Source organism: Micromonospora sp. DT68, assembly GCF_049847245.1.
GTDB lineage: Bacteria > Actinomycetota > Actinomycetes > Mycobacteriales > Micromonosporaceae > Micromonospora > Micromonospora profundi.
In genome coordinates this window covers 111660-130641 of sequence record NZ_JBNCNZ010000005.1, presented here as the reverse complement: position 1 = coordinate 130641, position 18982 = coordinate 111660, and the positions used below count along the sequence as shown (strand labels likewise).

Annotated in this window: 19 protein-coding genes; 4 read left to right on the top strand and 15 right to left on the bottom strand. The window is 71.7% G+C overall.

The window, feature by feature from the left end:
• Positions 1 to 1665: 1665 nt before the first annotated feature.
• From ACPXB1_RS11345 to ACPXB1_RS11320, 6 genes are all read right to left on the bottom strand, one after another.
• On the bottom strand, positions 1666 to 2148 hold the full coding sequence (locus tag ACPXB1_RS11345; protein WP_355589205.1) for a phage tail protein: 483 nt from the start codon (positions 2146 to 2148) through the stop codon (positions 1666 to 1668).
• A gap of 3 nt (positions 2149 to 2151) precedes the next feature.
• Entirely contained in the window at positions 2152 to 3429 is a 1278-nt protein-coding gene (locus ACPXB1_RS11340) for a phage tail sheath family protein (protein WP_355589207.1), read from the bottom strand.
• 23 nt (positions 3430 to 3452) lie between these two features.
• Positions 3453 to 4151 carry a carboxypeptidase-like regulatory domain-containing protein gene (locus tag ACPXB1_RS11335; RefSeq protein ID WP_355589209.1) on the bottom strand — a complete coding sequence of 233 codons (699 nt, stop codon included), beginning with the start codon at positions 4149 to 4151 and terminating at the stop codon, positions 3453 to 3455.
• Entirely contained in the window at positions 4148 to 4756 is a 609-nt protein-coding gene (locus ACPXB1_RS11330) for a glycine zipper family protein (protein ID WP_355589211.1), read from the bottom strand. The genes ACPXB1_RS11335 and ACPXB1_RS11330 overlap by 4 nt, the downstream gene beginning before the upstream one ends.
• A 12-nt stretch (positions 4757 to 4768) precedes the next feature.
• On the bottom strand, positions 4769 to 5113 hold the full coding sequence (locus tag ACPXB1_RS11325; protein WP_355589213.1) for a hypothetical protein: 345 nt from the start codon (positions 5111 to 5113) through the stop codon (positions 4769 to 4771).
• Between the two features lie 159 nt (positions 5114 to 5272).
• Positions 5273 to 6055 carry an LppM family (lipo)protein gene (locus ACPXB1_RS11320; protein WP_355589215.1) on the bottom strand — a complete coding sequence of 261 codons (783 nt, stop codon included), beginning with the start codon at positions 6053 to 6055 and terminating at the stop codon, positions 5273 to 5275.
• A 204-nt stretch (positions 6056 to 6259) separates the two neighbouring features.
• Between ACPXB1_RS11320 and ACPXB1_RS11315 the strand changes: the two genes are divergently transcribed.
• Entirely contained in the window at positions 6260 to 6676 is a 417-nt protein-coding gene (locus tag ACPXB1_RS11315) for an NUDIX domain-containing protein (protein ID WP_355589444.1), read from the top strand.
• Between the two features lie 39 nt (positions 6677 to 6715).
• Here ACPXB1_RS11315 and ACPXB1_RS11310 read toward each other — a convergent pair whose 3' ends face one another.
• Entirely contained in the window at positions 6716 to 7705 is a 990-nt protein-coding gene (locus ACPXB1_RS11310; RefSeq protein ID WP_355589217.1) for a LacI family DNA-binding transcriptional regulator, read from the bottom strand.
• 164 nt (positions 7706 to 7869) lie between these two features.
• On the opposite strand from ACPXB1_RS11310, the gene ACPXB1_RS11305 reads away from it, so the two are divergent.
• Together ACPXB1_RS11305 and ACPXB1_RS11300 are read left to right on the top strand one after the other, a co-directional pair.
• The gene (locus ACPXB1_RS11305) at positions 7870 to 9120 is read left to right on the top strand and encodes an MFS transporter (RefSeq protein ID WP_355589219.1); all 1251 of its coding nucleotides are present in this window, start codon (positions 7870 to 7872) and stop codon (positions 9118 to 9120) included.
• Positions 9121 to 9193: 73 nt separating this feature from the next.
• A complete protein-coding gene (locus ACPXB1_RS11300; protein WP_355589221.1) occupies positions 9194 to 10090 on the top strand; it encodes an aldo/keto reductase in 897 nt (298 codons plus the stop codon).
• 90 nt (positions 10091 to 10180) lie between these two features.
• On the opposite strand, the gene ACPXB1_RS11295 is transcribed toward ACPXB1_RS11300, so the two are convergent.
• From ACPXB1_RS11295 to ACPXB1_RS11275, 5 genes are all read right to left on the bottom strand, one after another.
• A complete protein-coding gene (locus tag ACPXB1_RS11295) occupies positions 10181 to 10906 on the bottom strand; it encodes a hypothetical protein (protein ID WP_355589222.1) in 726 nt (241 codons plus the stop codon).
• Positions 10907 to 10915: 9 nt separating this feature from the next.
• Complete coding sequence (gene helR, locus ACPXB1_RS11290; RefSeq protein ID WP_355589224.1) at positions 10916 to 13084, bottom strand: RNA polymerase recycling motor ATPase HelR; 2169 nt, start codon at positions 13082 to 13084, stop codon at positions 10916 to 10918.
• Between the two features lie 135 nt (positions 13085 to 13219).
• Complete coding sequence (locus ACPXB1_RS11285) at positions 13220 to 13699, bottom strand: hypothetical protein (RefSeq protein WP_355589226.1); 480 nt, start codon at positions 13697 to 13699, stop codon at positions 13220 to 13222.
• Between the two features lie 70 nt (positions 13700 to 13769).
• Positions 13770 to 14495 (bottom strand): hypothetical protein, encoded by a 726-nt coding sequence (locus tag ACPXB1_RS11280; protein ID WP_355589228.1) that lies wholly within the window; start codon positions 14493 to 14495, stop codon positions 13770 to 13772.
• A complete protein-coding gene (locus ACPXB1_RS11275; RefSeq protein WP_355589230.1) occupies positions 14488 to 15069 on the bottom strand; it encodes an RNA polymerase sigma factor in 582 nt (193 codons plus the stop codon). The genes ACPXB1_RS11280 and ACPXB1_RS11275 overlap by 8 nt, the downstream gene beginning before the upstream one ends.
• Before the next feature lie 119 nt (positions 15070 to 15188).
• Here ACPXB1_RS11275 and ACPXB1_RS11270 point away from each other — a divergent pair, with 119 nt between their 5' ends.
• Entirely contained in the window at positions 15189 to 15524 is a 336-nt protein-coding gene (locus ACPXB1_RS11270; RefSeq protein WP_167943951.1) for a hypothetical protein, read from the top strand.
• A 55-nt stretch (positions 15525 to 15579) separates the two neighbouring features.
• Here the strand turns inward: ACPXB1_RS11270 and ACPXB1_RS11265 are convergent, their stop codons facing one another.
• From ACPXB1_RS11265 to ACPXB1_RS11255, 3 genes are read right to left on the bottom strand one after another with little or no spacing between them, the layout of a single operon-like run.
• Positions 15580 to 17736: an FtsX-like permease family protein gene (locus tag ACPXB1_RS11265; RefSeq protein WP_425735177.1), complete on the bottom strand. Its 2157-nt coding sequence runs from the start codon at positions 17734 to 17736 to the stop codon at positions 15580 to 15582.
• A complete protein-coding gene (locus ACPXB1_RS11260) occupies positions 17733 to 18413 on the bottom strand; it encodes an ABC transporter ATP-binding protein (RefSeq protein WP_355589234.1) in 681 nt (226 codons plus the stop codon). Before ACPXB1_RS11260 ends, ACPXB1_RS11265 begins: the two co-directional genes overlap by 4 nt.
• A complete protein-coding gene (locus ACPXB1_RS11255) occupies positions 18410 to 18934 on the bottom strand; it encodes a PadR family transcriptional regulator (protein ID WP_355589235.1) in 525 nt (174 codons plus the stop codon). Before ACPXB1_RS11255 ends, ACPXB1_RS11260 begins: the two co-directional genes overlap by 4 nt.
• Positions 18935 to 18982 lie beyond the last annotated feature (48 nt).

Genomic DNA, 18982 nt, shown 5'->3' with positions numbered 1-18982 from the left:
GCGCCTCCGGCGTCCGCTGCGGCAACGTCGCCGCCCGAGCGGCCGTCACCTGCCCCGAACCGGGTACGCGAGGCAGCGTCCCCGCCAACCACGCCCGCCGTCGACCCGGCACCTGCCAACCCGCTTCCGGGCGCGAACCATGCCCCGGTTGCGTTCACAGCCCCGGTTGCGTTCACCGCCTCGGTTGCGTTCACCGCCTCGGTTGCGTTCACCGCCTCGGTTGCGTTCACCGCCTCGGTCGCGGTCATCGCCGAGATGCCGCTGGCCATGCTCTTGTTCGACCGGCGATCGGAGGGCCCGCTCGATGCTGACGCGAACCTGGACCTCGCCGTCGCCCCGATTCCTGCCGTCAACCCGGCTTCTGCGCGCGGGTCGCCAGTTGTCGCTCCGGCACCTCTCGCACCTGTCGTCGGCGCGCCCTCCACCGGTGCACCAGGCGCAGAACCGCCCTGTCCGCCGGACCAGGAGACATCGCCCGAACCCTGTCGAGACGACCTGCCCTCTCCGATCGAGCTTCCGGAACCACCACCAACGCCGGGACCACCCGACCCGTGCTTGCCACCCTCGACGCCGCGCGGGCCACCCCGGGCTCCGCGCCGCTCGCCGCCAACTGCGAGCTGGTCGGCAACGCTCCGCTGGTCGCCCCCATGCCCTCGCGGCCGGGCGCTCACCTGCTTCACAGCAGATCTTGGAAGGAAACCGCCCCTGGAGGGGCCGAAACCGTCCAAGATCTCTGCTGACGACCACGAGTCGGTGCTGGTTGTGGGGTGGGGGACTGCGGGGCGGATGAGTGGCTTGGCTCCTCCGGTTGGATGGTCTAAGCGATGCGGTCCGGTGGCACTGCCACGCCTGGACGACCGGCCCGCGCCACGGTGCCCTCGGTCCGCCGGCTCGCCGCCGCTCTCCGGGCTACCTGGCCTCCCGAACCCGTCAGCCCCACCACCAATTACCCAGCCGGTCGCACCGGACGAACCGGCCGCACCGAACGAACCGCCTGCACCGAAGGAACCGCCTGCACCGAACGAGCTGGCTGCACCGAACGAACCGCCTGCACCGAGCGAGTCAGCTGAACCGAGCGAGCCAGCGGCCGCACCCATCGAACCGGCGGTACCTGCCTGCGACACGTTGCCCGCCGCCGCACCGTGGACCGCTGGGTCGGCAGTGAACCGTTGTCCCGGGCCCGTGCCTTCTCCGGCCCATCTGTCCGAATCGGGTACGTCCTGAGCGTCGGGCCGGCCCGCCGGAGGCCCGTCGAGATCCAACTCGCGCAGCAGCCCGGGGGCGTGGGCGGCGACAAGGTCCAACCAGTGCCGAGGCGGCTCACCGAACCGACGCGGCGCCGCCTCGTCGGCCGACGCCGATCGATCCACCGGCCCGTGCTCCGACAATCGCTGGTCCGACAACCGCTGGTCCGACAATCGCTGGTCCGACAATCGCTGGTCCGACAACCGCTGGCCCGATGGCCGCTGGTCCAGCAGCCGCTGGTCCAGCAGCCGTTGGTCCCACAGCCGCTGTTCCGACGGCCGCTGGTCCAGCAACCGCTTGGCCGACCGCTGGTCCAGCGGCCTTTCATCCGACGGGCGGTCGCGTGCGCCGGTGGGCTCGATCTGACCGGCGAGGCGCATCGTCGCCCCGGCGACCGAGCGCAACTGCCCGGCCAGCCAGCTACGCGGGGGTCGGCGCGGTGGCACTGCCGGACTCCAGCTCAAGGCCCTCGTAGCGCAGCGTCAGCGACGCGATGGCGATCTCGTGGCTGAGGGTGTTGAGGTGCGCCCCGCGCCACCGGGTGGGCCAGGCGTCGATGAGGTTCCAGCGCAGCACCTCGGCGGTGCCCACGGAGTCCAGCAGCACCACCGACACGTTGCGACGGTTGACTGTGCCCTGGGCTGTGGCGTTCACCCAGTCCCACAGCTCGCGGGACGCGGTCAGGCCGAAGTGCAGCGTCACCGGCTCGTACTCGGCCTGGCCCGGGACCATCCGCATCCGGCCGAGGCCGTGCTCGCGGTACGGCTGCCCGGGGATGTTCACCTCCAGCCCGCTCATCTCGGTGAAGTGGCCGTTGGTGACGCCGTTGATGAGCAGCCGGAAGTTGTACGCCCGGTACGGGTCGACCGGGGCGCCGGGCTGCGGGGTGGCTGTGGTGGGCATCTGTCAGCCTCCGATGGTCTCGGTCTCGGTGCCGCCGGCCCACTGGCTCAGCTTGAACACCACGAACTCGGCGGGCTTGACGACGGCGATGCCGATGTGGGCGATCACCATGCCAGCGTCGCGGACGTCCGGCGGGTTGGTCTCCTCGTCGCACTTGACGAAGAACGCCTCCTCGGGGCTGCGCCCGAGCAGCGCGCCGTCGCGCCAGACCCGGGTGAGGAACGCCCCGATGTCGCGTCGGATCGAGCGCCAGAGGGTGAAGTCGTTGGGTTCGAACACCATCCAGCGGGTGCCGTTGGCGATGGCCTGCTCGATGGCGATGCTGAGCCGCCGTACGTTGAGGTAGCGCCACTCACTGGCTTCGGCGGCGAGCGTACGGGCGCCCCAGACGCGGATGCCCTCGCCGGCGAAGTAGCGGATCACGTTGACGCCCTTGGGGTTGAGCACGTCGTGCTCGGGTCGGGTGACGAGGTAGCCCAGGTCGACGGCGCCGCGGACGGGTTCGTTCGCCGGTGCCTTGTGGACGCCGCGCAGGGCGTCGGTTCGCGCCCAGATGCCGGCGAGGTGCCCGCTTGGCGGGGTGAGTTCCAGTTCTCCGCTGATCGGGTCGCGTACCCGCAGCCACGGGTAGTAGAAGGCGCCGAACTCGGACTGCCGGGGCCGGTACGCCGCGCCCTCGGGCCCCCCGGAGCCAGCGCCACCGCCCGAGCCGGAGCCCGAGCCCGAGCCAGCGCCAGCCGAGCCGGCGCCGCCGTCCGTACTCTCGGCGGGTTTCGGGGGTTTGCCGGACGACGGCGTGGCGACCTTCGTCAGCGCGGCGATGTCGTCGATGTCGGGGGCCGGATCGCAGATCGCCACCATGGTGCGGGTCCGCTCGGCCATGCTGAGCAGTGCCTCGTGGGACACCACGTCGTGGAAGCCGGGGGCGGCGATGATGGAGATCTCGTCGACAGCCTCGAGCAGTTGCAGGCCGGCGCGGCGCTGGCCGGTGCCGGTGATGGCGCCGCCCTCGCCGACGTTCACCACCCAGCAGCGGGCGCCACCGTTGTCCAGAAAGCCGAAGACGGCCCGGGCCAGTGGGGTGCTCTCGGTCTGGTCGCCGTCGGCGAAGAGCCGCAGGAACTCGGTCCAGTTGTTGACGGGCACCGCCCTGCCCAGTTGGGCGGTGCGGTTCGGAGCGACGCCGACGAACGCGGCGATGCTGGTGCTCGCCGGTCCGATCGGTCGGGCGCCGCTGGGGACCTCCTCGACATAGATGCCGGGGGAGAAGTAGCTGGGCATCGGTCCTCCTGTGCGGGTGGGCGTCAGTGGGTCGGTGGCGCGCAGACGATGACGATGTCGTCCTCGCCTGCGTCGACGTCGGCGGTGAGCACGAGTCCGCGCCCGCTGAGTCGGAGCCGTACCGGGCCGGGGTTGTCGGGGTCGTGTGGGACCCCGACGATGAGGAACCGCCCGTCGGGGCCGGTTCGGGCGGCGGACGCCGTGGCGGGCAGTTCGACGCGCATCGCGGCGAGGGGTTGGTCGTCGGGGCCGACCACACGGCCGGTGAGTGTGCGGACCTCCAACTGGCGCAGCCGCAGCGGTTGCAGCACCGGCGGCGCGGCAGGCGTGGGGTGATCCACCTGCGCCGGTACGTCGATCAGCAGCGCCGGGCGGGGCGCGACGCCGAACGCGCTCCACAGCGGAGCGTCGCCGGCCTCCAGCACGATCGGGTAGCTGCCGTCGCTGGTGGCGGCGGTGAGCACCCGGTCGAGGTGGTCCAGCCCGGCCGGCCCGATCACGCAGAGCAGGTAGCGGATCGTGAACCGGTACGGTTCGCGGACCGCCCCGCTGGAGCGGGTCTGCCGGGCCGGGCGCAGTTCGAGGGGCCAGAGGGTGAGCCCGGCGGCGTCGCCGTCGGTGCGGGGCGGGCCGATCGGAACGGGTTCCCCCGCCGCGCCGGCAAGCCAGGCGGCCAGCTCGGCGGTGGCCGTCGCGATCGGTCCGCGCCCGTCGCTGCTCATCGCGGTGGCGTTCCCTGGATCCGGTACGCGATTGCCTCATTCCACACGTGTGGGTAGACGCCGATCTCGAAGTACCTGGTGAAACGGTTGATCGGGGCGTTCGTGTGGTCGTGGTAGAGCAGCCAGATAGGTGCGATGGTGAACAGCACGTAGTTCGCCAGCACCAGCGGGATGTAGAGCGGCCCGAGCAGGCGTGCCTGGAAGATGTGCACGTCCTCGTGTCGCTGGATGCCGGAGCTGGAGCCGGCGCAGACGGTGCCGATGGTGGTGGCGTAGCGCGGTGAGACGCCCTCCATCACACTGACCCGGCCGCTGCCCAGTGAGGTGGGCCGGTCCAGCGAGTGGCCGAAGACCAGGTGCACGGCCAGGTAGATCGCCCCGACGACGGTGTTCAGCAGACTCCACGTGTGGTCGACGACGAAGAGGAAGATGCCGCGGGCGTCGGAGGCGTACACCCCGGCGGAGGCCACCGCCCAGCCGAACACCGCGCCGACGAGCAGGCCCACGACGGCGCCGATGAGCAGGCCGACCGGGCCGCCGGCCAGGAGGCCGAAGAGGGCGCTGGCGCCGACGAGGGCCGCCGCGCTGAGAATTCCGAAGATCATGACGACATCCCCTCAGACCCACGAACGGAAGACACGGGGCTCACGACCCTGCGCGACCTGGGTCGGCGACGCCTGGGTCGCCTGCCGGTTGCCGGGCGGGAACTGGTTGACGCCGAGCGCGGCGGAGAAGATGACAAGCGCGTTGAAGAACGCGATGATCCACTTCTCGCCGCCGGCGTCGTCGGCGAACGCCGCTGTCACGTAGGACAGCAGCAGCGCGACGGCGATGGCGATCCACTTGCGGAGCTTGTCGCCGCTCGGGCCGATCAGCCCGCCGATGACGTTCGTGGCCAGCAGGGTGGCGGCGCTCGCGCCGGCGATGGTCCCCAGGGCTGCCCAGGTGAAGAGATCGTTCACAGCGATCCCCCTCTTCTGCGATGGTGCGACCGGATTGTGGTGGTGGTGAGGGCCGGTGCTCCCGGGTGGGAGCACCGGTGCCGGTCGCCGTCGTCGCGGGGCGACGCCGTCGGCGAGGCCGGGGCCGGGCGCGGCCGGCAGGGCCGGCCACCGGATGGATCAGCCGGGTGAGCCCGCAGGCGGGCCCGGCGCTGTCGGACCAGGTCCGGCCGGTGCGGCGGCGGCCGGCGCCGTCGGGCGTCGACGTCGCAGCAGGAGTACGCCCACCGCGGCGAGCACCAGCACCAGGAGTACGCCGCCGACGACGAGCAGCCACGGGAAACCGCCCGAGCCGGAAGCGGCGACCGGCGAGCCGGAGGGGCGGGGCGGCGCCTCGGCGACGGCCCGCAACTCGGTCGGCTTGTCCTGGTTGGAGTCGACCTTCCAGGTGACCGACCGCCCGTTGACAGTGCCATTGGTGTCGATTACCCGACCAGGAAATGTCACCGAGATCTCGAATGACATCAACCTGAGGAAAGCCTGCTGTTGTTGCGGATTCTGTTGGGCGATTTTTCCGCCGTATCGCTTCGGGTCGAGTGGCAACGTGAAGCGGTAGAAATCGCCGTCCCGGACGAGTTTGACGCTCTCGCTGTCGAAGCCCGCCAGCGGTGCCTTGCGATAACTGATCTGGGTGCCGAAGAGTTTGCTGTCCTCGTAGGTGGTCTCCTCGCCCGGCGGCAGCGCGGGAATGTTCTGCCGCAGCTCCGCGAAGGCCGCCGAGACGTTCTTGTTCCGCGAGGTCAGCAGGGACTTCTGGGCGGTCAGCAGCAACTGCCCGTCGACAGTGTCGTCGGCGTTGACGGTGAGCCCCATGTTGAGCTGCATGCAGCTGCTCAGGGCGGCGAGAAGAAGGAGGCACACCGCGACGCGGAGTGCCCTACCGCGGTTGAATCTCCTGTTCATGGAGTCAGTGTGTGTGATCGCTTTCACCACGAGCAGTCAGCGATCGGTCACAACGCAGTCGCCGATCTTACCGGCCGGCTGTCACATTTGGATGAGGCCGCTCCCAGCGTGATTGTCTATCCTGGAGCTTTTGGGCCGAGTGTTATTTTGGCGCCGCCCGTCCCGCCCTCGGGGCACCCGTTGGCATAGGCTGCCGGGGTGGCCATGAACGCGTGCGTGCTGCTTGTGGATTCCGACGGGCGGCTGCTGCTGCAACTGCGCGACGGCAACGCCACCTTCTACCCCAACGTCTGGGGGCTGCCCGGCGGGTACGGCGAGGCGGAGGAGACGCCGCAGCAGACCGCCGAGCGGGAGCTGTGGGAGGAGACCGGCCTGCGCGCCGACGCGCCGCTGCGTCCGCTCGCCGTGCAGTCGATGCCCGAGCTGAACCTGGAGGTGCACTACTTCGTCGGCTCCACACGGGCCCGGCAGGAGGACGTGGTGCTCGGCGAAGGAGCGGCGATGGTCTTCGTGCCCGGCGACGAGGTGCTCGACGGCCGCCCCTACACCCCGGGCACCGTCGAGGTGCTCACCGACTTCCTCGCCGGACCCGAGTACGCCGCTGTGGCCCCCCGCCGCTGACGTCCGACAACGGAGGCACCCGTGAGGCTCCTGCTGACGTCAGGCGCTGACCCGGGCCACCAGGGCGGACGGGAAGAGCGTCACCGGCGCGGCCGGACGCCCGGCCAGCACGGCGGTAGCCGCGGCGGTGGCGATCGTGCCCACCGGATGGCTGGCGGTGGTGAGCGCCGGAGTGGTCATCGCGGCGAGGGGGATGTCGTCGAAGCCGGCCACCGCCACATCGCCGGGCACCCGCACACCCTCGTCACGCAGCGCCGCCATCACCCCGAGCGCCGTCTCGTCGCTGATCGCGTAGATGGCGTCGACGTCCGGCCACCGACGCAGCGCCTCACCGGCCGCCACCCGACCACGCGCGGCGGTGAAGTCACCGGGCACCACGCGTTCGGGCAGGCCGGCCTGGCGCATCAACGAGCGGTACGCCTGCACCGGGCGTCGGGAGCACGGCAGCCAGTGCGGCCCGGCCACCATGGCGATCCGACGGCGACCCGTGGCGTACAGGTGGCGCAGCACCTCGCCCGCGCCGGCGGTGTTGTCGACGTCGAACGACGGCACCGTCGCCGAGCCGATGCCGATCGAGGCCACCCGACCACGCAACGACCGGGGTACGGCGTCCAGCACGTCCTCGGTGGTGTTGACCAGCACCACACCGCAGACGCTGCGGTCCCGGGCGAGCCGGTCCAGGCCGGTCAGGTCGCCGAGCGGCAGCCAGTGCAGCGCCACCCCGACGCCGGCCGGCCCGCAGACCCGGGCGGCCGAACCGACGACCCGGTGGACGTACGGGTCGTCGAGCACCGCCTCGCTGGTTCCCGCGACGGCAACGACCAGTCGTACGCCTCGGCCGCGGACGAGTGCGCGCGCGGCCTGGTTGGGCACGTAGCCGAGCTGGTCGGCAGCCGCGGCGACCTGCTCCCGCGCCTGTGGCGACGCGAACCCCGTACCGGCGATCACCCGGGAGGCCGTGGAGCGTGACACCCCGGCGGCCCGTGCGACGTCGTCAAGCGTGGCCGAGCGGTGTGCGGCTGTCGTCATGGTGCCCTCCCCGTGGCGCCCGTCCTGGGCAGACGTGCGCCTGCATGGAATCATCCCCCGGCCGTGGCGTTGCTGGTAAGGGCGGTCACACGCTTGTGGTGGAAGCGCTCTCAGGTGTGCGATCGTGCCAGGAGATCACCGTCGAGGAAGAGGAACCACCCCCAGTGAGCGCCCCCACCAGCTCGGTTGCCGGCCCGGCCGCCGGCCTGCCGCCGCAGGCCGTCAAGCTCGCCCGAAACGGCGTCGCCGTCACCTTCACCCTGAACGGCCTCGCCGTCGGCAGCTGGTTCTCCCGGGTGCCGGCGGTCCGTGAGGCGTTGGACCTCTCCGCCGGGCGGCTCGGTCTGCTGCTGCTGGCGATGAGCATCGGCGCGCTGCTCGCCATGCCCACCTCCGGGCTGCTCGCCCAGCTCCTCGGCACCGCCCGCACCGTACGGCTGGCCACGGTGCTGGTCGCTGTCGGCCTGACGGTGGCGGGGTTGGGCGCGACCCTGACCGGCTCGTTCGTCGTCGTCGCGGTCGGATTGGTTGCCTTCGGCTACGGATCCGGTGCCTGCGACGTGGCGATGAACGTCGAGGCCGCTGCTGTGGAACGGCGTCTGCGACGCACCATCATGCCCCGCTTCCACGCCGGGTGGAGCCTCGGTTCGGTGGCCGGAGCGGGCCTCGGCGCCCTGGCGGCCCGCCTGGACGTGGCGGTCGGCGCGCACCTCTGCGCGGTGGCAGTGGTGGTGCTGGCCGGCACGGTGCTTGCCACGCGGGCCTACCTGCCGTCGTCGGCCCACACCCCGGAGGGCGACACGGCGGACGCCACTCCGGCCGGCCGTCGTCGTGCCCAGCTCGCCGCCTGGCGGGAGCCGCGCACCCTGCTGATCGGGCTGTTCGTGCTGGTGGCGGCGTTCACCGAGGGCGCCGCGAACGACTGGCTGGCTGTCGCGTTCGTGGACGGCCGGGACCTGAGCGAGGCAGCCGGAGCGGCGGTCTTCGGCGTCTTCGTCGTCGGCATGACCCTCGGGCGTACGGCGGGCACGATCGCGCTGGACCGCTGGGGCCGGGTGCCGGTGCTGAGTACCACAATCGGGCTCGCCGTCCTCGGCGCGGGCTTGGCGGTGCTGGCCGGCTCGGGGCCGCTGGCGATCGTCGGCGTCGCGCTGTGGGGGCTCGGTGCGTCGCTGGGCTTCCCGGTCGGGATGAGCGCGGCTGCCGACGAGGAAGCCCACGCGCCCGTGCGCGTCAGTGTGGTCGCGGTGATCGGCTACACCGCGTTCCTTGCCGGCCCGCCCCTGCTGGGGCTGCTCGGTGACCACGTCGGCATCCTGCGCGCCCTGCTTGTGGTGCCGGTGCTGCTGCTGCCGACATTGGCGCTGCTGCCGGTGCTGCGCCAGCCACAGTCCGGTTCAGCACACCAAAACTAACCCGGATCGACGCTCGGCGGTATCGGGTGCGTGGCCGACTGCGCCCCGCACCCGTGCTGGCTAACCTCGCCGAATGCCAACCGACGAGATCAGTGCCGCCGCGGCGGGCAGCTGGACGCTGGGCGACCGTACTGTGCACCGGATGGGCTTCGGCTCGATGCGGATCACCGCGAACCCCGACCGGAACCACGCCATCGCTCTGCTGCGCCGCGCCGTGGAGTTGGGCGTCAACCACATCGACACTGCCGCCTTCTACGTCTCACCCGGCGGCACGCTCCGGGTGGGCACCGGCCCCGCCCGGTACGCCACCGAGCTCATCCGCGCGGCGCTCGCCCCGTACCCGGAGGATCTGGTGATCGTCACCAAGGTCGGCTTCGGGTACGACCCGCAGGCCGGGTTCACCGAGGCGTACACCCCGGCGCAGTTGCGGGCCCAGGTCGAGGAGAACCTGCGGCGGCTCGGCCGCGACCAGCTGGACGTTGTCAACCTGCGCCTCGGCCGGGGCCCGGGGCCGGTGCCGCTTGTCGACCGTTTCGGCGCGCTTGCCGAGCTGCGCACCGCCGGGCTGATCCGGCACCTCGGGCTCTCCAACGTCCGACCCGAGCAGCTGGACGAGGTGGCGGGCATCGCGCCGGTGGTCTGCGTGCAGAACAACTACGGCGTGGACGCCTACCGGGAGCAGGACGCATTCGTGAAGCTCTGCGGTGACCGGGGGATCGCCTACGTGCCGTTCTTCGCGCTTGCCGGCACCGGTCGGGAGGCGGGCGCGAGAGCCGAGCAGGGCGAGGCCGTCGAGGCCGTCGCGCGTGCCCACGGCGTCACCCCCCACCAGGTACGTCTGGCCTGGACCCTGCACCAGGGCCCCCACGTGCTGGCCATCCCCGGCACCAGCGACCCGGCCCACCTGGAAACCAACATCGCCGCAGCCGCCCTAACCCTGACCAAAGAAGACCTAACCCTCCTAACCTGACCGCCCCCGCCCCCGCCCGCTCGCCCTCGTCCCGGTGATCATGAGGTTAGCGTCCGTCGGTACCGGCGTGTCGTGCCGCTAACCTCATGATCACCGGGGCTGAGGGGGCTGAGGGGGCTGAGGGGGGCTGAGAGGGCTGAGGGAGAGGGCTGGGGAGGGCTTGCGGAGCCAGACTCGTAGGGGTGCCACCGCTGTGAAGCCGGCTTTGAGCGCGGGGGTGAGGTCCGGGCCGGATTCGTAGCCGACGAGCGGCAGCCCGGGCACTGTGGCGAGCACGCCGCGCCAGATCTCGTCGGGTCCGTCGGTGCCGGCGAACAGGTTGGAGACGCCGAGTACGCCATCGCCGCTGACCACCGCGCCGCCGACGACCTCGCCCCGATCGTCGTACCGCGCCAGCACCCGTACCCGGGGGTCGGTAAGCACGGCGGGCCGGAACAGGTCCCCGCCGCCGTGCGCCGCAGCCCACGCGGCCAATCCCTGCGGCGTCGTGACCCGGGTGAGCAGCGGTCCGGCCGGAGGGTCCGTCGGTGGGCGGTGGATCCACTGGGCGTCGAAGAGCACCTCAAAGCCGTGCCCGGCGAGGTCGAGGTCGGCGAAGCTGTCCTTCACCGACGCGCCGGGCCCCGCGTCGATCCGGGCCAGCAGGGCGTCGGCGTCGACGCCGGGGCGCAGCGTGACGGCGTCCGGGTACCAGGTCGGGGAGCGGCGGGGAGTCGACCAGGCGTCGGCGTCGAACCAGCCAGCCACCCCGTGACTGCCGCAGACGACGTCGCACCACTCGGCGTTGTTGCGCGCCGCCGCCTCCCGCACGTCCACGCCCGCAGCCTAGGAGCTTGTGAGGATGACGAGTTGCTGGGTCGCGCGGGTCATGGCGACATAGCGGTCGACAGCCCCTTCGATGCCTTCGCCGAACGTGTCGGGGTCGACGAGCACGACAAGGTCGAATTCGAGCCCCTTGGCCAGTGCCGGGGTCAGCGACCGGACGCGGGGTGTCGCGGTGAATGTGGGATCGCCGATGACGCAGGCGACGCCCTCGTCGTGCGCGGCGAGCCAGGTGTCGAGGACCGAATCCAGATCAACAGCCGATCCGTGTACGACGGGGACGCCGTCGCGTCGGATCGAGGTCGGCACGTTGGCGTCCGGCAGCACGGCCCGGATGACCGGCTCGGCCTCCGCCATGATCTCTGCCGGCGTCCGGTAGTTGATGCTCAGCGAGGCCAGGTCGACACGGTCCAGTCCGATCCGTTCGAGTCGTTCCCGCCACGACTCGGTGAACCCGTGCCGGGCCTGGGCGCGGTCCCCGACGATCGTGAAGCTCCGCGACGGGCAGCGCAGCAGCAGCATCTGCCACTCGGCGTCGGTCAGCTCCTGTGCCTCGTCCACGACGATGTGCGCGAACGGGCCGGCGAGCAGGTCCGGCTCGACGGTGGGCAGCGCGGCCTCGTCGACGAGGGCGTCCTGGAGGTCCAGTTGACGCAGGCTCGACAGGACCCCTTCACCGTCGTCGTAGGTGTGGGCCTCGATCAGGTCGTCCACGACAGTGGCCATGCGTTCGCGTTCGACGGCGATTGTGGCGTCGTGCCGGCGCCGGCGTCCGGACGCCTCCCGGTCGCCGAGCCGTTGCCGTGCGGCGTCCAGGAGCGGCAGGTCGGCCACCGTCCACGCTCGGGCGTCGCCGCGCTGGAGCGTGCGGACCTCGTCAGGGCTGAGCCAGGGGGCGCACCTGCGCAGGTAGGCAGGCACCGACCACAGGTCTCCGACGAGGTCGGCGGCGTCGAGCAGCGGCCAGGCGCTGTTGAAGGCCGTCCGCAGGTCCCGGTTGCGTGCCAGCGAGCCGCGAACCAGGCCCTCCGGCTCGTCGCCGTCGTACCTGTCGACGAGGATCGTGAGCAGCGCCTCCCAGATCTCGTCGCGCGCCTCGTTGTGCGGCGTGCCCGGTCCGGCCGCGTCGAACGCCTCGGCCCAGTCGTCGGCGCTCAGCCTGAGGTCGGCGTCGTCGGTCTCGACGGTCATCGCCGTGTTCGGTGGCTCCTCGTAGAACCGGACGGCCGCCTCGATCGCCGTCACCATCTCCACTGACGACTTCAACCGGGCCACGTCGGGGTCGGTCTCGACTGTCGCCCCGGCGCCCTCGGGGACGAGGTCGCGCAGGGTGCAGGTCTGTACGTCCTCCTCGCCGAGGCTGGGCAGGACGTCGGCGACGTACGCCAGATAGGGCTGGTGCGGGCCGACGAACAGCACGCCGCCCCGGCGGTGACCGAGGCGCGGGTCGGCGTAGAGGAGGTAGGCGGTGCGGTGCAGCGCGACGACTGTCTTGCCCGTGCCTGGGCCGCCGTCGACGACGAGTGCGCCGCTGGATCCGGCGCGGATGATGGCGTCCTGGTCGGCCTGGATGGTGCTCAGGACGTCCCGCATCCGGCTGGACCGGCTGCTGCCCAGGCTGGCGATGAAGGCGGACTGGTCGTCGAGGGCGACGTGCCCCTGCAACCCGTCGGGACTGAACACCTCGTCCCAGTAGTCGGTGATCCGGCCCAGTGTCCAGCGGTACCGGCGGCGGCTCGCCAGGCCCATCGGGTTGGCGTGGGTCGCTCCGAAGAAGGGCTCGGCGGCGGGGGAGCGCCAGTCGAGGAGCAACTGTCGGCCGTCGCTGTCGGTGAGGCCGCGTCGTCCGACGTACACCGGTTGGAGGTTGTCGGCGCTCACCATGCGTCCGAGGCACAGGTCCAGACCGAAGCGCCGCAGCGTACGCAGCCGGCTTGTCAACCGGCGGACCTCCTGGTCGCGGTCGGAGGCCTGCCGGCCCTTGCCTGCGGGTGCCCTGCGCGCGGTGTCGAGGCGGTCGGACAGGTCGGCGGCCGTCTGCTCCAGGCTGTGCGCGATGGCCGCGAAGTGCTGCTCGTCCGCGCCGATCAGCGTCGGGTCGGCTTTGGCGCGCAGGCGGTCGGGGAGGTCGAACACGCTTGTGGTCGAGGGCTTCACGGCATCAGGCCGCATTCTTGTGGCTCCCATTTCCGCAGGTTAGGGCGTTGGCCGGGCAATTCTGGGGCATCACCCGGGTCTTGCCACAAGGCCCCGCCTGCGATATATGTTGAGAGTGGCAGGGAGTGAGTAGTACCTCCCGCTTCTCGGTCAGGGCATCCGTTCGGCGTACACCAGGTCCATCGTGTCGGTGCGGCCGGCCCAGCGGAGTTCGAGACGCCAGCAACCGGCCCGTGGCAGGTCGATGATCGACGGGCCGGGACCGCCGGCGACCTCCCGGATGACCCTGGTGTCGGTGCCGTCGAGGGTTGCGGTGATCGTCAGCGGCGCCGACAGCGCGTCGGTGGACGTACGGGCAACCCAGAGGATCTTGTTGCTCGACCCGTCCTGCCGGACCTGCGCCAGTGGGTGGCCGAACAGCACTGCCGCGATGTCGCCCTTCGCGCCGAGGACGTGCGGAGCGCGGGCGTCCCCACTGAAACCGGCGTCCGCCCAGTCGGGCAGGGCGCCTGTTTCGACCCGCGAGCCGCAGCCTGTTGCCCCCGGGCCGTCCGGCGTGGCCGACTGGCCTGTCGTGCAGCCCGCCAGCAGGACGACCGACGCCAGCAGAACTCTGCCCCTGGAACCCATCTCGCTCCTTCCCGGCACGCGTCGACGCGCGTCTCACCAGGACGACACCGGCCGGACGCGGCGGGTTCCGCTAACCCAGCGACTCGGCGATCCCGACCGCCTCGGCTCTGGTGAGATCGCCTTCGAGCCGGTAGCTCACGCCATGGTCCTGCCAGATCAGGGTCGAGGCCGCGAGCCGGGCGGTCGACATCCGAACGGTCCCCGCCCGGTCCACGTAGGCGAGCGTGTGCGGGCCGTCGACCCACACGGCGAAGTCGCCGTGGACCTGCGTCCACTCCACGGTCGGGCTGCTGACCCGCTTGTGGAAGGCCACGTCGAGACGACCGTCGAAGGCGTCGACGCGCAGCGCGCCCCCGTCGTAGAGCAGCGTCGCCACCCGGTACCTGCCCGCGCCGTCGGGGTCGGCGACAAGCACCTGCTCGGGTACGCCGAGCTTCGCCGGCAGTCGGATGGGAAAGCGCACCGCCCGTTGCGCCTCGTCCAGGGCTGTGGTCCGCTGCGCCGGCAACGGCAACGGCGACGGAGTGCCGGTGGGCGCCTCTGGGCCTTGCGACGTGGCGACAGTGACTCCGGCGAAGCGCAGCAACCCGGCGACGGCGTCGGCGATCGCCGCCCGCCCCGGCGGCAGCACCGCCACCAGAGCGGCGACGAGCGCCACGGCGACGTACCGGCGCCACCGGCGTCGGCGGGGCGCGGCCGACGTGAGCTGTGCGCGTACGCGGGCTGTCAGGTCGGGCGCGTCGGGTGTCTCCAACCAGGCCGAGAGGTCGCGCAGCTCCCTTTCGAGATCACCCATGGCGGACCTCCGCACCGTCGAGCAGGCCGCGCAGCTTCGCCAGTGCCCGCGACGTCCGCGACTTCACAGTGCCCCGGGGCCAGCCAAGCATCGCCACCGTCTCCTCCTCACTGAGGTCGAGGAAGAACCGGCAGACGATCACCTCGCGATCCCGGTCCGGCAGTCGGCGCAGGGCCTGCACAAGCGTGGCGCGGCGCTCCCCGGCCAGGACCGCGTCGACGGCGTCATCCCCGGTGATCTCCGACGCCGGGTACGCCGCCGCGGCCCGCAGGACGAGCCCGTCGCGGCGGGAGCGCGTCCGGTGCAGGTTCCGGGTCTCGTTGGCGACGATCGCCAGCAGCCACGCCCGGAAGGACGACTCGCCCCGGTAGCGGGCAAGGCCGTTGTGGGCCTTCACGAACGCCTCCTGGACGACGTCCTCGGAGTCCGAGCCCGCGCCGAGCAGCACCGCCGTCCGGTACGCGGACGCGGTGTGCCGGGCGACCAGGAGGTCGTACGCCTCAAGGTCACCTGCCCGAGCGCGGGTGACGAGCACGTCGTCGTCCAGGAGGGCCTCCGGTGGGATCACACTCATGACACCGCCCGCGCCGGGGAGGTTCCATCCGCAGCTTGACCAGCTCACTCCCACCCGGCGTGCAGCATATTGCCAGGATTCGGTGGTGCACTGGAGGTCGTCGAGGAGAGGGGTGGGGCATGGGCTGGTTCAGTCGACGCTCCCGGGACGCCGGAGCGACCCCGACGAAGCTGGATCGGGAGGCGACCCGGGAGGACCTCGCGGCGCTGGAGGCGTTCGTCACCAGCCGGCAAGGTGTGGAGTTCTACCTGGAGCCGGAGACCACCGCTACCGACACCACGGTGATGGCTATCGCGCACGACGGCGAGTGGATCCGCCGCCGCACGGGCACGCCCCGTGCGGCGGGCGACATCGCCCGCAAGCACGCGGTGCCGCTGTACGAGGCCGCCCGCACCGGCTACCCGGAGCGGATGCGGGTGTGGAACCGGGCGCACCCGGAACGCCACGCCCGCTGAGGCGCATACGTCAGTGGCCCGGTGGTCGCTCTCCCGACCGCCGGGCCACTGACGCTCATTCGCTGCGGGCTGTCTGCGGCCCGGTGAGGCGTTCCAGCAGCGGCAGGGTGGAGGCGATGATGCCGAGGCACGCCGCCAACCCGACGACGACGATCAGGTAGAAGCCGGGCCCCGGCGCGATGAGCGTGTAGCCCATCTGTGCCCGCAGGAACAGGTGCGCGGCGACCAGGCCCATGCCGATGGCGACCGCAGCGACGGCGAGCATCGGTACGGCGCTCTCCAGCGCCACCACCCGGCGTAGGACCCGCACCGGCGCGCCACTGAGACGCAGCAGGCTGAACGGGCGTCGGCGTTCGCTGAGGCCGCCGATCACGCTGACCGCGAGGCTGCACCCGGCCAGGGCCAGGCTCGCGATGATTGTGACGTTCGCCAGTTGCCCCCAGCCGCGCAGCGTGTCGGCGAACGCCGACTCGAAGTCACCAGGCACGTTCGGCGCCACCCGGAAGGCCGGTAGGGCGGTCTCCAGGACGGTACGCGAACGCTCGACGGCAGCGGCGGAGCCGTCGGTGTTGACGACGATCGACATCACCGGCAGCCGTTGCAGCTCATCGAGTGGCACCGACGCGGCCTGCCAGACCCTTGTGGACGACGCCGTCTCCCGGAAGGGGACGAGCCCCGACGCCACCTCGGCGACGTCCGCGCCGTCGGGGCACCGCCCGTACGCGCTCGGCAGGTCGGCGCACGCGATCAGACCGGACTCGCTGGCGGTACGCATGTCCGGGTTCTCCAGCACCACTGAGGCGTGCCGTACACCGGTGACCGAGCGCAGGTCGGTGAGCAGCGTGGCGGGCATTGTCGGCGCCTTCCCGCCGAAGTCCATCGACATCGTGCCGGCCGCCGTCGAGCCGATCGGCGCCGGCCCGCGGTTGTCGACGATAGTGGTGATCACGCCGACGGCCACTGTCGTGACGAAGAGCGCGAGCATGATGCCGCTGATCGCCCGGAAGCCGGCCTTCGGGTTGTCGGCGAGACGGCGCGCGGCGATGAGGGTGGCCGGGCGGCTGGCGTACCGGGCCATGAGGCGGGCGCCGAGCATCGTCAACCAGGGGCCGGCCAGGACCAGTCCGGCCATGATGAGCAGCAGACCGGGCAGGAACACCGCCGCCTGACCGTCGGAGGTCGGTGGCCGGTAGCCCAGCGCGAACACCAGCACGCCGACGCCGAGCAGGAGCGGAATCAGCCGGTACGCGCGAGGTGGGCGTGGCGTGACCCGGCGGGTGACGCCCAGCGGCGAGATCCGTACCCGGCGCAGCGAGACCGCCGCCGCCACCGCCGCGCCAGCGGGGACGCCGAGCGCGACGAGCAGGACGTCCAGGATGCCCAGTGACATGTCGCTGGGGAAGAACGGCATACCGGTGAACGGGATGCTCGCCAGCGATCCCCGGAACGCGAAGAACAGCAGGAAGCCGACGGCGGTGCCGGTGACGGCGGCTGTGGTCGCCTCCACGGCGGCGACGACCCCGATCTGCTTCGGTGTCGCGCCGACCAGGCGCATCGCGGCGAAGCGCTGCTCCCGGCGGGCGGCGCTGAGCCGGGTGGCGGTGCCGATGAAGATCAGTACCGGGAACAGCAGCCCACCGGCGACCACGCCCAGGATGAGATTCACAGTGGCCTCGGGTAGCGCGGGCGCGTCACCGACGCTTGTGACCTGCCGGGCCAGCGGCAACTCAGCGACCTTGTCGGGGGTGCCGCCCATGACGACGAGCAGGGCGTCCGGTGAGGCCAATCCGGCCGGGCCGATGGTGCCGAGGTCGCGCCCCGGGTAGCGGTCGGCCAGTTGGTCGGCCGGGTGGGTGGCGAGCAGTTCCCGCAACGCGGGCGAGGCGTAGAACTCCCCGGGCCCGGGGATGGCGGGGATGCCGATCGGGGTGGGCGCGCTCGCCCCGGCGGGGGCGACGTCGATCCGGGTGATCTGCCTGCCGTGGAAGAAGTCGTCCCGGGTCGACCACCACAGCGGGTCGGCGTCGCCGCCGGCCGAGGCGCTGGGATACATCGACGCGTACCTGGTGAGCTGGGAGTTGACGGCGTTGACCCCGGCGAGGGTAGCCAGCAGCAGACCGCTGCCGACGGCGACGGCCGCGGCGATGACGGCCAGGCGGGTGAGCGCCTCACGACCGCCGGCCACGGCGAGGCGGAGCCCGAAGCCGATCACGAGGCGATCCGGTCCGGCGCGTTCACGCGCCCGTCGCGGACCATTACCTCACGGTCGGCGTACGCGGCGATCCTGGGTTCGTGGGTGACCAGGATGACTGTGGTGCCCTGCTCGCGGGCGGCGCTGACCAGCAGGTCCATCACCTGCTCGCCGGTGAGCGAGTCGAGCGCGCCGGTCGGCTCGTCGGCGAAGAGCACCTGCGGTTCGGCGACCAGGCCACGGGCGAGGGCGACGCGCTGCGCCTGCCCACCGGACAACTCGCCGGAGCGGCGCTGCTCCATGCCGTCGAGGCCGAGGCGTTCGAACCAGGCGTACGCCCGGCGGAGTGCCTGTGGCCGACGGACGCCGCTGAGCAGCAGTGGCAGGGCGACGTTCTCCGCAGCGGTGAGCTCCGGCACGAGCTGACCGAACTGGAACACGAAGCCGAAGCGGTCCCGGCGTAGGCTGCTGCGCGCGGCTTCGCTGAGGGTGTCGACCCGGCTGCCGGCGAAGTGGATCTCGCCGGAGTCGGGCACGAGGATGCCGGCCAGGCAGTGCAACAGTGTGGACTTGCCCGAGCCGCTCGGACCCATGACGGCGACGATCTCGCCCGCGCTCACGCTGAGGGTGGCGCCACGCAGCGCTGGCGTCCGGCCGAAGGAGAGCTTCACGTCGCGTGCTTCGATCACCACGCTCATTGCCGTACCGCCTTTCGCAGGGCGTCCAACCGGGCGTTCGTCATCTCGATCCACCGGAGGTCGGCCTCCAGGTGGTAGAGGCCGTGGTCGGCGAGCAACGCGTCGACCAGACTGCCGGCGCGCTTGACCTCGGTGAGCTCACGCATCCGTTGCAGGTGGGCGCTGCGCTGCATGTCGAGGTATTCGCCGGCGGGCCGGTCCAGCATCAGCGCGAGCACGACCTTGGCGAAGAGGACAGTCTGAAGGTGTGGCTCGGGCTCGACCGGCTGGGTCAGCCACTGCTCGACCTCGGTCGCACCGAGGTCGGTGATGATGTAGCGCTTGCGGTCGGGGCCGGCGCCGGGGGCCACGTCACTGATCACCACCTTGCCGTCCCGGGCCAGGCGGCTGAGGGTGGAGTAGACCTGGCCGAACGGCAGCGGCTTGCCCCTGCCGAAAAAGGCGTCGTAGTCGCGCTTCAGGTCGTAGCCGTGGCTGGGCTCCCGTTCGAGGAGGCCGAGAAGGGTCAGTGGGACGCTCATGGCAGGAGACTACCCCGAGTGTATACCTCGCGTATATACCCTCGGTGT